General features: G+C 75.2%; 11 protein-coding genes. 6 read left to right on the top strand and 5 right to left on the bottom strand.

The features are described from left to right. Positions 1–92: 92 nt before the first annotated feature. The 3 genes from ASF50_RS07510 to ASF50_RS07520 are packed head-to-tail and all read right to left on the bottom strand — an operon-like array spanning position 93 to position 2,795. Positions 93–770: a response regulator transcription factor gene (locus tag ASF50_RS07510; RefSeq protein ID WP_056864264.1), complete on the bottom strand. Its 678-nt coding sequence runs from the start codon at positions 768–770 to the stop codon at positions 93–95. Then, positions 755–2,389 (bottom strand): sensor histidine kinase, encoded by a 1,635-nt coding sequence (locus ASF50_RS07515; protein ID WP_200920044.1) that lies wholly within the window; start codon positions 2,387–2,389, stop codon positions 755–757. The genes ASF50_RS07510 and ASF50_RS07515 overlap by 16 nt, the downstream gene beginning before the upstream one ends. Continuing rightward, positions 2,376–2,795: a hypothetical protein gene (locus ASF50_RS07520; RefSeq protein ID WP_056903938.1), complete on the bottom strand. Its 420-nt coding sequence runs from the start codon at positions 2,793–2,795 to the stop codon at positions 2,376–2,378. The genes ASF50_RS07515 and ASF50_RS07520 overlap by 14 nt, the downstream gene beginning before the upstream one ends. A gap of 314 nt (positions 2,796–3,109) precedes the next feature. On the opposite strand from ASF50_RS07520, the gene ASF50_RS07525 reads away from it, so the two are divergent. Beyond that, a complete protein-coding gene (locus ASF50_RS07525) occupies positions 3,110–4,663 on the top strand; it encodes an AMP-binding protein (RefSeq protein WP_056903939.1) in 1,554 nt (517 codons plus the stop codon). A 16-nt stretch (positions 4,664–4,679) separates the two neighbouring features. On the opposite strand, the gene ASF50_RS07530 is transcribed toward ASF50_RS07525, so the two are convergent. Beyond that, complete coding sequence (locus ASF50_RS07530) at positions 4,680–4,997, bottom strand: antibiotic biosynthesis monooxygenase family protein (protein WP_056864266.1); 318 nt, start codon at positions 4,995–4,997, stop codon at positions 4,680–4,682. Positions 4,998–5,070: 73 nt separating this feature from the next. Here ASF50_RS07530 and ASF50_RS07535 point away from each other — a divergent pair, with 73 nt between their 5' ends. From ASF50_RS07535 to ASF50_RS07550, 4 genes are all read left to right on the top strand, one after another. Further along, positions 5,071–6,225 carry a Nif3-like dinuclear metal center hexameric protein gene (locus tag ASF50_RS07535; RefSeq protein ID WP_056903940.1) on the top strand — a complete coding sequence of 385 codons (1,155 nt, stop codon included), beginning with the start codon at positions 5,071–5,073 and terminating at the stop codon, positions 6,223–6,225. 164 nt (positions 6,226–6,389) lie between these two features. Beyond that, a complete protein-coding gene (locus ASF50_RS07540; protein WP_235557582.1) occupies positions 6,390–6,965 on the top strand; it encodes a zinc ribbon domain-containing protein in 576 nt (191 codons plus the stop codon). After that, positions 6,962–8,176 carry a bifunctional RNase H/acid phosphatase gene (locus ASF50_RS07545; RefSeq protein WP_056903941.1) on the top strand — a complete coding sequence of 405 codons (1,215 nt, stop codon included), beginning with the start codon at positions 6,962–6,964 and terminating at the stop codon, positions 8,174–8,176. Before ASF50_RS07540 ends, ASF50_RS07545 begins: the two co-directional genes overlap by 4 nt. A gap of 1,045 nt (positions 8,177–9,221) precedes the next feature. Next, a complete protein-coding gene (locus ASF50_RS07550; RefSeq protein WP_056903942.1) occupies positions 9,222–10,196 on the top strand; it encodes a hypothetical protein in 975 nt (324 codons plus the stop codon). 523 nt (positions 10,197–10,719) lie between these two features. Here ASF50_RS07550 and yaaA read toward each other — a convergent pair. After that, positions 10,720–11,493, bottom strand: coding sequence for a peroxide stress protein YaaA (gene yaaA, locus ASF50_RS07555; RefSeq protein ID WP_235557583.1), 774 nt, complete (start codon positions 11,491–11,493; stop codon positions 10,720–10,722). A gap of 23 nt (positions 11,494–11,516) precedes the next feature. Here yaaA and ASF50_RS07560 point away from each other — a divergent pair, with 23 nt between their 5' ends. After that, positions 11,517–12,968: an RNB domain-containing ribonuclease gene (locus ASF50_RS07560; protein ID WP_056903944.1), complete on the top strand. Its 1,452-nt coding sequence runs from the start codon at positions 11,517–11,519 to the stop codon at positions 12,966–12,968. Positions 12,969–13,013: the final 45 nt, after the last annotated feature.

Below are 13,013 nucleotides of genomic sequence, written 5' to 3' on the forward strand. Positions count from 1 at the left end.
GATCCTCCGCATCCCCCCTCCACCGCGCCGCGGCGGGAGGCCCTGTCCCCGGGCCCCCGCCGCGGTTCTCGTCGTGCGGGGGCCGGGCCGGCTCAGGGCACGAAGCGGTAGCCCATGCCCCGGACGGTCTCGATCGTGGGGGCGCCGAACTTCTTGCGCAGGTAGCCGACGTAGACGTCGACCACGTTGGAGCCGGGGTCGAAGTCGAAGCCCCACACGTGGTCGAGCAGCTGCTCGCGCGAGAGCACCTGGCCGGCGTTGAGCATGAAGATCTCGGCGAGGGTGAACTCGCGCGCCGAGAGGTCGACCTGGCGTCCGTCGACGGTGGCCCGGCGCGTGCGCACGTCGAGCGCCACCCCGCCGGCCTCGACCACGTCGCCCGAGCGGCCCCCGCCGCCCTCGTTGCCAGGGGCCTGGCGCAGGCGCAGCCGGATGCGCGCCTGGAGCTCGGCGAAGCGGAAGGGCTTGGGCATGTAGTCGTCGGCGCCGTTCTCCAGCGCGGTCACGGTGTCGCCCACCGAGTCGCGCGCGGTGAGCACGATGACCGGCATCCGCGAGCCCTGGGAGCGCAGCTGGTCGAGCACCTCGAAGCCGTCCATGCCGGGCAGGCCGATGTCGAGCACCATGAGCTCGTAGTCGCCGCTCAGGGCGTGGTCGAGGCCGCCGGGACCGTCGCCCACGACCGTCGCCTGGTGGCCGTCGGCCTTGAGACCCTTCGCCACGAACGACGCGATGCGCGCCTCGTCCTCGACGATCAGGATGCGGGCCACGAGTCCTCCTGGAGGGCCCTCACGGGCCGGGTGTCGGTGTCGGTACTGGTGCTGGTGCCGGTGCCGGTGCCGGTGGTGGTGCGGGTGGTGCCGTCGGGCCCGGTCACGGCCCGCAGGGCGGGCAGCGTCCGGGTCGCGGTGACGTCGGGGGCGCCGTGGGAGCGCGAGGGCAGGACGAGGGTGAAGCGCGCGCCGTGCGGCTCGGCGTCGTCGAGCTCGACGCGTCCGCCGTGGCCCTCCGCGATGGCGGCCACGATCGACAGGCCCAGCCCGAAGCCCTCGTCGCCCTCGGGCACGGCGCTGCGCCCGAAGCGGGTGAAGACCAGCTCGCGGTCGCCGGCGGGCACACCGGGCCCGGTGTCGCGCACCCACAGCCGCACCTCGCGCCCGTCGTACGACGAGCCCAGCGCGACCTCCGCGCCCGGGCGGGTGTGCTTGACCGCGTTGTCGGCCAGCTGGAGCACCGCCTGGGTGACGCGCTGCTCGTCGAGGTCGACCTCGACCTCGGCCGCGGCGTCGAGGCGCCAGGCACGCTCACCGAGGGCGCTGGCCTTGGACAGCAGGTCCTCGGTGAGCCGGCCGAGCTGGACCGGGCCGGTGGTGACGAAGTCGGGCCGGTCGCTCTTGGCCAGCAGGATCAGCTCCCCGACCAGGCGCGCCATGCGGTCGACCTCGTCGAGCAGCAGGCCCTTGGTCTCCTCGACGTCCTCGCGGGAGCCGACGTCGAGGAGCTCGAGGTGGCCGCGGAGCACGGTGAGCGGCGTCTTGAGCTCGTGGCCGGCGTCGTCGAGGAAGCGTCGCTGGCCCGCGAAGGAGTCCTCGAGCCGGTCGAGCATGCCGTTGACGGTGAGGGTGAGCGCGGTGATGTCGTCGTTGCCGCGCACGGGCACGCGCCGCGACAGGTCGGTGTCGCCGATCTCCTCGGCGGTCAGCCGCAGGGTGCGCAACGGCGCCAGCAGCCGGCCCGACTGCCAGAAGGCGAAGGCGATGACCGCGAGCAGCGACAGCAGCGCCACGATGCCGTAGGTGCGCATGGTGTCGAGCAGCTCGGCGCGGTCCTCGTCGAGGTAGACCACGACGACCAGGGCGCCGGTCGAGGGCCCGCTGGCGTCGGGGGCCACCGCGTCGGAGCCGGCCAGCGTGATCGGCTGGGAGGCGATGAGCACCTCGCCCTGCGCGGTGTCGAGGGTGGTCGACCCGCCGCCGGTGACCAGGGGAGCGGTGGCCGCGCGGAAGCCGGGGTCGTAGACCAGGTCGTCCTCGGGGAAGCTCACCTTGGGGCCGTCACCGATCCAGCCCACCAGCAGCTCGTCGTCGTCGGGGACGTTGCGGCCCATGAAGAGGTCGATGAGCGGGCGGATCGCGGGGAAGGCCTCACCGGTCTCGGGGTCGCGGCCGTCGGCGACGAGACGGGCGAACTCGTCGAGTTCCTGGTCGACCTCCTCGGCCGACTGCCGGTCGAGGCGCTGGCTCTCGATGGCGTAGACGATGAAGCCGGCGCCGGTCAGCGCGAGCGCGACGAGCAGGGCCACGGTGGCGGTGATGCGCACACGCACCGAGACGCCCGACCGGCGTGGTCGGGCGTCGGGAGCGGTGCGGGGCGCGTCAGTCGTCGTCATCCCCGCCGTCGTCGTCCCCGTCGTCCCCGCCGTCGTCGGTGTCGTCGTCGGTGTCGTCGTCCCCGTCGTCGTCCCCGTCGTCGCTGCCGGGGCCGCTGTCGTCGTCGACCTCGCCGGGCCGCGGCGCGACCACGTCGACGCCACCGGAGTCGTCCCCGCGCTCGTCGGAGTCGTCGCCGCGGTCGTCCGACCGGTCGTCGGAGCGCTCGTCGTCGGACCGCTCGCCGCCGCGGTCGTCGCCGGCGGCGCGGGCGGGGTCGGTGTCGGGCGAGGCCGCCGGGGAGATCACGACCGGGTCGCGGGGAGCCGGGCCGTCACTGGAGTTGGCGGCCAGGGAGCCCGCGACGTAGCCGCCCACGGGCAGCAGCAGCGCCAGGGCGACGACGACCTTCCACACGATGTTCATGACGAGGACGATCCTGCCTCATCGTGGGTCGGGCGTGAGACCGCGATGAGAGGGTTCTCATCCTCGCGACCCCGGCCACCGCACCAGCCACCGCACCGGCCACCGCACCGGCCACAGCCCCGGCCACCGGTCCGGCGCCCTGCTTCCGGCACGACCACCGGGCGCGGGGGAGCGACCGCTCGTCGCGCTCGGCGCGTCGGGCCAACGGCGAGCCGACCTCGTCTCACTAGAGTGGCCCGCGTCACTCCCCGTCCAGGAGGGTCCAGGAGACTCGTCCGCCCGGCGTGCCGCCGGGCGACCAGCCAGGAGGTCCGATGTTCGTCCCGTTCAGCGTTGCCGACTTCATCGAGCGTGCCGAGGGGGTGTACGCCGACCGCGTCGGCGCCGTCGACGAGCCGCAGCAGCCCGCGACCCCGCTGGGGGACGAGGGCCGCCTCACCTACGGCGAGATGGCCGCCCTGGCCCGCCGGCAGGCCGCGAGGCTCGACGAGCTCGGCATCGGCGTGGGCGACCGGGTCGCGGTGGTGAGCCACAACAGCTCGCGGCTGCTCACGTCGTTCTTCGGCGTCGCCGGATCGGGTCGCGTGCTGGTGCCGGTGAACTTCCGGCTGCGCCCCGACGAGGTGAAGTACATCGTCGAGCACTCCGGGGCGCGGGTGCTCTACGTCGACCCCGAGCTCGACGAGGCGCTGCGCGAGGTGACCGCGGAGCACCGCTTCGTGCTCGGCGACGACGAGGACCTCTACGCCCCCGAGGGCGCCGAGCCGCGGGCGTGGGAGCACGACGAGAACGCCACGGCCTGCATCAACTACACCTCGGGCACGACCGCGCGACCCAAGGGCGTGCAGATCACGCACCGCAACATCTGGACCAACGCCGTCACGTTCGCCATGCACGTCACGCTCAGCGACCGCGACGTCTACCTCCACACGCTGCCGATGTTCCACGCCAACGGCTGGGGCATGCCCTTCGCCACCACCGGCCTGGGCATCAAGCAGGTCGTGATCCGCAAGATCGACGGCGCGGAGATCCTGCGGCGCGTCGAGGAGCACGGCGTCACGGTGATGTGCGCGGCCCCGGCCGTGGCCGCCGCCGTGCTGGAGGCCGCCCAGGACTGGGAGGGCGAGATCCCCGGGCGCGACAAGGTGCGCATCATCATGGCCGGCGCGCCTCCGCCGACGAAGACCGTCGCCCGGGTCGAGGAGGAGCTGGGCTGGGAGTTCATCCAGATCTACGGCCTCACCGAGACCTCGCCGCTGCTCACCGTCAACCGCTCGCGCGCCGAGTGGGACCACCTCGGCACGGAGGAGCGCGCCGGTCTGCTGACCCGCGCCGGCGCACCCGCGCTCGGGGTCACCCTGCGCATCGACGACTCCGAGGAGGGGGCCGGGGAGGTGCTGGCCCGCTCCAACGTCGTGCTCGAGGGCTACTGGGAGCAGCCCGAGGAGTCGGCGAGGGCGCTGGCGGGCGACTGGTTCCACACCGGTGACGGCGGTGTCATCGGCGAGGACGGCTACCTCACCATCAGCGACCGCAAGAAGGACGTCATCATCACCGGCGGCGAGAACGTCTCCTCGATCGAGGTCGAGGACGTGCTCTTCTCCCACCCCGCGGTCTCCGAGGTCGCCGTCATCGGCGTGCCCAGCGAGAAGTGGGGCGAGACGATCAAGGCGCTGGTGGTGCTGGCCCCCGGCGGCGAGGCCACCGAGGCCGAGCTGATCGCGTGGTGCAAGGACAAGGCGGCCGGCTACAAGGCCCCGACGTCGATCGAGTTCCGCGACGAGCTGGCCCGCACCGCGACGGGCAAGCTGCAGAAGTTCAAGCTGCGCGCGCCGTACTGGGAGGGTCGCGACCGCCAGGTCAACTGAGGGCTCGGCCGGCGGGTCAGGACGAGGCGGCGACGTCCAGGACGACCTCGAACTCCAGCAGGTCGGCGCCCGAGGAGACGGGGTCGCGGCGCTCGCCGCCCTCGCCCCCGTGCACGGCGCCGGCCTGGCCCTCGCGCCAGGCGGAGAAGGCCTCGTCGTCGGCCCAGTGGGTGACCACGAAGTAGCGGGACTCCCCGGCGACGGGGCGCAGCAGCTGGAAGCCGAGGAAGCCGGGCGTGCCGTCCATGCGGTGGGCGGCCGCCCCGAAGCGCTTCTCGAGCTCGGCACCGGCCTGCGGCGGCACGGAGATGGCGTTGATCTTCACGACGGGCATGCGCCCAGCCTAGGACCGGTCGCACAGGAGTCGGATGCCCGTCACCAGGCGTACGCCGGATAGCCTCCCGCCCATGCCCTCGCCCCTCTCCCTGCGCGACGTCGTCGACCTGCTCCACGGGTGGTACCCGCCGGCCACGGCCGACGACTGGGACCGTGTCGGGCTCGTGCACGGTGACACCGCGCAGCCCGTGGCCCGGGTGATGCTGGCCGTCGACGCGACGCTCGAGGTGGCGCAGGACGCCGTCGCCTGGGGCGCCGACCTCCTGGTCGTGCACCACCCGCTCTTCCTCCAGGGCGTGCACGGCTTCACCACCGAGACGCCCAAGGGGCGCACGCTGATGACCCTGGCCCGCGGCGGCTGCGCCCTGCTGGCAGCCCACACCAACGCCGACCAGGCCGCGGGCGGGGTCTCGGAGGCGATGGCGCTCGCGCTGGGCCTGGAGGACCTGCGCCCGGTCTTGCCCGCGCCCGCCGCCCCGCTGGACAAGCTCACCGTCTACGTGCCGGCCGCCGACGCCGACCGTGTGCGCGCCGCGCTGGCGGAGGCCGGCGCCGGGTCGGTGGGGGCCTACGAGCACGCGTCGTTCTCCTCCGTGGGCGAGGGGCGCTTCCGGCCGCTGCCCGGCGCGCGCCCGGCCATCGGCACCGTGGGCCAGTTCGAGGTGACCTCCGAGGTCAACATCGAGGTCGTCATGCCCCGCAGCCGCCGCGCCGAGGTGGTCGGGGCGATGCTCGCCGTGCACCCCTACGAGGAGGTCGCCTACGACGTCGCCGAGATCGTCGACGCCGGCGTCGGTCTCACCGGCACCGGCCGGATCGGCACGGTGGCCGAGACGACGCTGCGCGACTTCGCCGACGTGGTCGCCCGGGCCCTGCCGGCCACGGCCCAGGGCGTGCGGGTCGCCGGCGACCCCGACCGCGTCGTACGCCGCGTCGCGCTGTGCGGCGGGGCCGGCGACTTCCTGCTCGACCGGGTGCGCGGCAGCGACGCCGACGTCTACGTCACCAGCGACCTGCGCCACCACCCGGCCGGGGAGTTCCTTGAGCACGACGGCCCGGCCCTGGTCGACGTGGCCCACTGGGCCGCGGAGTGGACCTGGCTGCCGGTGCTGGAGAAGCGTCTGCGCGCGGCGCTGGGCGATACGGTGGAGACCCGCGTCAGCACGCGATCGACCGACCCCTGGACGTTCCGCACGGAGCGCCCCGACACCAGGAGCACCCCCTGAAAGCCGACCCGTCCGCCCAGCTGAAGCTCCTCGACCTCCAGGAGCTCGACGCCCGCGCCGACCAGCTGCGCCACCTGCGCTCCCACCTGCCCGAGCTGGCCGAGATCGCCGACCTCACCACGCAGCGCAAGCAGCTCGACGACCAGGCCCGCGACGCACGGATCGTGGTCGACGACCTGCAGGCCGAGCAGGCCAAGGTCGACGCCGACGTCGAGCAGGTCAAGGCCCGCCGCACCCGCGACCGCGACCGGATGGACCAGGGGCTCATCACCAACCCCAAGGACCTCGAGCGCATGGGCCACGAGCTCACCTCCCTCGAGCGACGCATCGCCAGCCTCGAGGATGACGAGCTGGAGGTCATGGAGCGCCTCGAGCAGGCCCAGGCGACCCTCGACTCGCTCACCGCCCAGGTCGAGACCATCGACACGCGCCTGGCCACGCTCACCGAGGCGCGTGACGAGAAGGCCGGCGTCATCGACACCCAGCTCGTCGACGTCGAGGCCCAGCGCGGCCCGTCGGTCGAGGGCCTGCCCGAGGACCTGCTGGCGCTCTACGAGAAGCTGCGCACCCAGAAGGGCGGCGTGGGCGCCGCACGGCTTCACCAGCGTCGCTGCACCGGCTGCCAGCTCGGCATCGACAACGCCGAGATCGCCGTCATCCGCTCCACCCCCGCCGACACCGTCGTGCGCTGCGAGGAGTGCTCGCGCATCCTCGTGCGCACCGCCGAGTCGGGCCTGTGACCGCTGCTCCCACGCCGGCGCCCCGCCGGGTGGTCGTGCAGGCCGACGGCGGCTCGCGGGGCAACCCCGGGCCGGCGGCCTACGGCGCCGTGCTCACCGACGCCGACACCGGCGAGGTCGTCGCCGAGGACGCCGCGCGCCTGGGGGTGGCGACCAACAACGTCGCGGAGTACTCCGGGCTGATCGCGGGCCTGCGCCTGGCCCGCGACCTCGCGCCCGGCGCCACGGTCGAGGCGCGGATGGACTCCAAGCTGGTCGTCGAGCAGATGTCGGGGCGCTGGAAGATCAAGCACCCCGACATGGTGCCTTTGGCGGCCGAGGCGAGGACGCTGGCACCGGCGGGCACGACGTACACCTGGGTGCCGCGGGCGCAGAACGCCCACGCCGACCGGCTCGCCAACGAGGCGCTCGACGGTCGGCGCGACGGCGTCACCGTGGCTCCGGGGTACGCCGGGGCGGGTGCGCCGGCCCAGGAGCACGACGAGTCGCTGGTGGAGGAGGTCGAGCGCTCGGCGCCCGCGCGCGGCTGGTCGGGCCCCGGCGGCCCGCCGACGACCCTGGTGCTGCTGCGCCACGGCGTCACCCCGCACACCGCGGCCAAGCGCTTCTCCGGCGGTCTCGGCGGCGACAACCCCGGGCTGAGCGAGGAGGGCCGCGCCCAGGTGCGCGCCGCCGCCGACTGGCTGAGCGGGCTCGGCGACCGGGTCGACGCCGTCGTCGCCTCGCCGGTGCGCCGCACCCGGGAGTCGGCCGCGATCGTCGCCGAGCGGCTCGGCCTCCCGGTCGAGACCGAGGCCGGCTTCGCGGAGATGGAGTTCGGCGCCTGGGACGGCCTGACCTTCGCCGAGGTCGCCGAGCGCGACCAGGCCGGTCTCGACGCCTGGCTCGGCTCGCTCGACGTGCCGCCGCCCGGCGGGGAGTCCTTCGCCGTGGTGCAGGAGCGGGTGCTCGCCGGTCTCGGTCGGGTGCTGGAGCAGCACGCCGGGCGCACCGTGGTGGTGGTCAGCCACGTGACGCCGATCAAGACGCTGGTCGCGCACGCCGTCGACGCGCCCCTCGGCGCGGTCTTCCGCATGGAGCTCTCGCCGGCGTCGATCTCGGTGCTGTCGTTCTACCCCGGTGACGAGCCCTCCGCCCCCCGCGGCTCGATGCGGCTCTACAACGCCCTGCCCCCCGGCGACCAGGCCAGCCTCGACCCCGGTCGCTGGTAGCCGGCGCGGACGCCGCAGGCGGCCGCGGGCGGTGGGCTGGTGGGCGGTGGGCGCCGGGGTCGGCTGTCGAGGGTGTGCTGGTGCGGCGGGCCGAGCTACCTGCCGGGGCGTCTCGGCCCCGAGTGGGTCGTGGTGGTCGCTGATGTTGCCCGATCAGCAGCGTGCGGGAAGTGGCGGCAGACGACAGGTCGGAGGGCCCTGGGACTGTCGTTCGCCGCCACTTCCGAGTGGGCGGGGCTGCCGGGTCGGATGTCGTCCGGGTCTCGGCGGTGTGGGCCGCGTGCTGCTGCGGGTCTTGGCCCCGGGTGGCTGGTGGTGGTCGCTGTTGCCGGATTGGCGGCGTGCGGGAAGTGGCGGCAGACGGCAGGTCGGAGGGTCGTGGGCCTGTCGTTTGCCGCCACTTCTGAGTGGGCGGGTCCGCCGGGTCGCCCGTCGTCCGGGTGTCGGTGGTGCGGCCGGGTCCGCTGCGGGTCTCGGCGCCGGGTGGCTGGTGGTGGTCGCTGTTGCCGGATTGGCGGCGTGCGGGAAGCGGCGGCAGACGGCAGGTCGGAGGGTCGTGGGCCTGTCGTTCGCCGCCACTTCTGAGTGGGCGGGGCTGCCGGGTCGGATGTCGTCYGGGTGTCGGSGGTGCGGCCGSGTSCTGCTGCGGGTSGCGGCGCCGGGTGGCTGGTGGTGGTCGTCGCTGCTGCCGGATCGGCGGCGTGCGTGAAGTGGCGGCAGACGGCAGGTCGGAGGGSCGTGRGCCTGTCGTTCGCCGCCACTTCTGAGTGGGCGGGGCCGCCGAGTCGGACGTCGTCCGGGTCTCGGTGGTGCGGCCGGGTCCGCTGCGGGTCTCGGCGCCGGGTGGCTGGTGGTGGYCGCCGCCASCGGGTTGATGGCCCGTGGGGACAGGGCGGCACACTCCAGGTCGGTGGCCCGCGGGAAGTGGCGGCAGACGACAGCTCGGAGAGCCGTGGGCTCGTCGCACGACGCCACGTCCGGGTGCTTGTCCACAGGGTGCCGCCGTGGACGGGACCGAGGGGCTCGGAGTGGGAAGGATCCGGGGATGTCCAGCCTCGCGAGCGGTCCCGCCCCCGACGGCCCCCACGAGCCCGACGCCGGCGCCGTGCGGGGGCGCCGGCGCGGCGTCGGGTGGCGTCAGGTGGCGCACGGCCTGCACGTGCCGGCGTCGGCCGGGGACGACGACGAGCTGGCCGCGTGGCTGCTGCTGGTGCCGCCGTCGGGCGGGCTGACCCATCTCACCGGCGCCGCGGTGCGGGGCTGGTCCCTGCCGCCGCTCCCCGCCGGCCTGCCGGTGGTGGTCTGCATGGGCCGGCGTGGCGTGCGTCCGATCCGCCCCGGGCTGCGCACGATCCGCCTGGCGCGGCCGCGGGTCGAGGACGTGCGCGGGCTGAGGGTGGCGCCCGCGCTCGACGTGCTCCTGGCGTGCGCGTGCGACCTCGCGCTGCTGGACCTGGTGGTCCTCGTGGACGCCGCGCTGCGCGAGGACGCCTCCTGCCTCGACGGGCTCGCGGACCTCACCGGGCGCCGGGGCCTCCCGGCGCTGCGTCGCGCCGCCGCGCTGTCCGACGCCGGGGCGGAGTCGGCGTGGGAGAGCGTGCTGCGGGTGCTGCACCACGTGTGCGGGGCCGAGGTCGCGAGCCAGCACGAGGTGCGCGACGACTCCGGCCTGGTCGCCCGCGGCGACCTGTGGCTGGTCGGGACGACGGTGCTGCACGAGTACGACGGAGCCCACCACCGCGAGGCGCCCCAGCACGCCGACGACCTGCGCCGCGACCGCCGACTGGCCCGCGCCGGGTGGTCGCGCCGCGCCTACACCTCGGGCGACCTCGTCGCGCGGCCCGGCGCCGTGGTGCGGGACGTCGACCTGGCCCTGGGGCGCGAGCACGACCCGGCGACGGTGCGCGCGTGGACCGCGCTGCTGCGGGCGTCCTGCTTCACCCCCGCGGGACGCCAGCGACTCGTCGAGCGGCTGGCGAGCTCGCCGGTCGGGCGCGCTGCCGTGCGCCCCGTCGGGTGACCGGTCGACCTTGCTGCTGTGCGCCCCGGTCGGGTGACCGGTCGACCTTGCTGCCGTGCGCCCCGGTCGGGTGACCGGTCGACCTTGCTGCCGTGCGTCCCGGTCGGGTGACTGGTCGACCTTGCTGGCGTGCGTCCCGGTCGGGTGACTGGTCGACCTTGCTGGCGTGCGTCCCGGTCGGGTGACCGGCCGACCTTGCTGCCGAGCGGCTGGCGCCCTCGCCGCTCGGGCTCGCTGCCGAGCGGCTGGCGCTCTCGCCGCTCGACCTCGCTGCCGAGCGGCTGGCGCCCTCGCCGGTCGGGCTCGGCGCCGAGTGCTCCGTCGGGTGACCAGTCGGGCTCGCTGCCGAGCACTCCGTCGGCATCCGATCGAGCGCCGTGCGATCACCGGCGGAGCGCCGTGCGAGCCGCACCGTGGACGGTGCCGACCGCACGCGTGACCGTGAGCCCTGGACGCAGGGGCGACGGGCGGGCCCCACGGTCTCCCGGCGCAGCGGCAGGGGCCCCGGTGAGCTCGCGGCCGGTCAGAGGGCGGCGACGACCACGTCGAGGCGGGTGCCCTGGGGTCCGGGGTCGCCGACCTCGACGGTCCAGCCGAGGTCGTGCAGCGCCTCGGCGAGCCGCGCCGGGGTGCGGGGGTTGGCGCCGTCCTCGAGCAGCCCGCGCACGAGGCGACCCTTGGTGGCCTTGTTGAAGTGGCTGACCACCTTGCGCACCCCGTCGACCTCGTGGAGCACGCGCACGGTGGCCACGCGGCGCGCCTCCTCGGGCGAGGGGCGCCAGAAGGCGGCGTACGTCGAGGAGCGCAGGTCGACGAGCAGGCCGTCGCCGACGGCGTCGAGCACGGCCGGGCCCAGCGCCTCGCGCCACACCCCGGCGACGGGGCCGAGACCGGGCAGCGAGGTGCCGCCGGAGAGCCGGTAGGCGGGGATCCGGTCGGCGGGCCGCACCAGGCCGAAGACGCTGGAGACGACCGCGAGCCGGGTGGCGGCGCGGCGCCGGGCGGCGGGGGAGAGGGTGGCGGCGTCGAGCGCGTCGTAGACGACCCCGGCGTAGACCTGGTCGGCGCGCGCCGTGGGGCTCTCGCGCAGGCGCCGGTCGAGGTCGACGAGGTCGAGCTGGGTGGAGCCGACGTCGAGGGTGCGGGCCGCCGCCTCGGGATCGCCCTCGCACAGGGCGACCAGCGCGTCGACGACGCGCTCGCGGGCGGGGGTGAGCGAGGGGGAGGAGAGGGACCCGAGGTCGAGGGGCTTGCCACGCCGCGGCGCGGTCTTGCCCTCGCTGGGGGGCAGCAGCATCAGCACGTCGCTATGGTGCCTGCATGCCCAGCAACCGCGTGGTCCGGGTCCGCTCCTCCGACGACGGGGTAGCCGCGACCCGGCTGCGCGCCGGGATCGACCGCATCCGCGAGGAGCTGGAGGTCACCGAGGCCTTCCCGGCCGAGGTCGAGGAGGCTGCCGCGCGCGCGGCCGCTGCGCCCCGGCTGCCCGACCTCGACCGCACCGACCTGCCGCTGCTGACCATCGACCCCGAGGGCGCGCGCGACCTCGACCAGGCGCTGCACCTCGAGCGCAGCGACGACGGCGGCTTCGTCGTGCACTACGCGATCGCCGACGTCGCGGCCTTCGTGACCCCCGGCGACCCCGTGGACGTCGAGGCCCACCGCCGCGGCGAGACCCTCTACGCCGCCGACGCGAAGGTGCCGCTGCACCCGCGGGTGCTCAGCGAGGACGCCGCCTCCCTGCTGCCGGGGCAGGTGCGGCCCGCGCTGCTGTGGACGATCACCCTGAGCGCCGAGGGCGAGCGCACCGACGTCGTGGTCGAGCGGGCCCGGGTGCGCTCGACCGCCCAGCTGTCCTACGAGCAGGCCCAGGCCGCGATCGACGACGGCAGCGCGGCCGACTCGCTGCGGGTCCTGGCCGAGCTCGGGCCGATCCGCCTGGCGCGCGAGGCCGCGCGCGGCGGGGTGTCGCTGCCGCTGCCCGAGCAGGAGGTCGACGTCGACGGCGAGACCTGGCACCTCGAGTTCCGCCGGCAGCTGCCGGTGGAGGAGTGGAACGCCCAGCTCTCCCTGCTCACCGGCTTCGCAGCCGCCGCGCTCATGGTGTACGGCCGCGTCGGCCTGCTGCGCACCCTGCCGCCGCCGGACCCGCGCGACGTGCAGCGGCTGCACCGCACCGCCCGCGCGCTGGGCGTCGAGTGGCCCGCCGAGCAGCTCTACCCCGACTTCGTCCGCTCCCTCGACCCGTCGCTGCCCGCGCACGCCGCGATGGTCGTGGCCTGCACCCGGCTGCTGCGCGGTAGCGGCTACGTCGGCTTCGACGGCGAGGTGCCGGCCGACCCGCAGCACGCCGCGCTGGCCTCGGAGTACGCCCACGTCACGGCGCCGCTGCGCCGCCTGGGCGACCGGTACGCCGGGGAGGTGTGCGTCGCGCTGTGCGCGGGGGAGGACGTGCCCGCGTGGGTGCTGGCCGAGCTCCACGAGCTGCCGCGCACGCTGCAGCGCTCGGGCCAGCTCGCCGGCCGCTACGAGCGGGCGGTGCTCGACCTGGTGGAGGCCGGGGTGCTCGCCGGGCGCGTAGGCGAGGAGATGGCCGGCGTGGTCGTCTCGGTCGACGACGAGGGTCACCGGGGCACCGTCGTGGTGGCCGACCCCGCCGTGGAGGCCACGGTCACGGCGGCGGGCGAGCTGCCGCTCGGGGCCGACGTACGGGTCAGGCTGGAGAGCGCCGACGTGACGACCGGGAGGGTCGGGTTCGCGCTGGTGGAGTGAGCGCTGCCGCCGCGGGAGCGTCGTGGGGCGAGGTAGGCCGGCCCC

This window comes from Nocardioides sp. Leaf307 (assembly GCF_001423135.1).
Taxonomy (GTDB): Bacteria; Actinomycetota; Actinomycetes; order Propionibacteriales; family Nocardioidaceae; genus Nocardioides; species Nocardioides kribbensis.

Coding starts and splice junctions, on each gene's coding strand:
- ASF50_RS07515 (WP_200920044.1), bottom strand. CDS start 2,389: ATGACGACGACTGACGCGCCCCGCACCGCTCCCGACGCCCGACCACGC.
- ASF50_RS07520 (WP_056903938.1), bottom strand. CDS start 2,795: ATGAACATCGTGTGGAAGGTCGTCGTCGCCCTGGCGCTGCTGCTGCCC.
- ASF50_RS07525 (WP_056903939.1), top strand. CDS start 3,110: ATGTTCGTCCCGTTCAGCGTTGCCGACTTCATCGAGCGTGCCGAGGGG.
- ASF50_RS07530 (WP_056864266.1), bottom strand. CDS start 4,997: ATGCCCGTCGTGAAGATCAACGCCATCTCCGTGCCGCCGCAGGCCGGT.
- ASF50_RS07535 (WP_056903940.1), top strand. CDS start 5,071: ATGCCCTCGCCCCTCTCCCTGCGCGACGTCGTCGACCTGCTCCACGGG.
- ASF50_RS07550 (WP_056903942.1), top strand. CDS start 9,222: ATGTCCAGCCTCGCGAGCGGTCCCGCCCCCGACGGCCCCCACGAGCCC.
- yaaA (WP_235557583.1), bottom strand. CDS start 11,493: ATGCTGCTGCCCCCCAGCGAGGGCAAGACCGCGCCGCGGCGTGGCAAG.
- ASF50_RS07560 (WP_056903944.1), top strand. CDS start 11,517: ATGCCCAGCAACCGCGTGGTCCGGGTCCGCTCCTCCGACGACGGGGTA.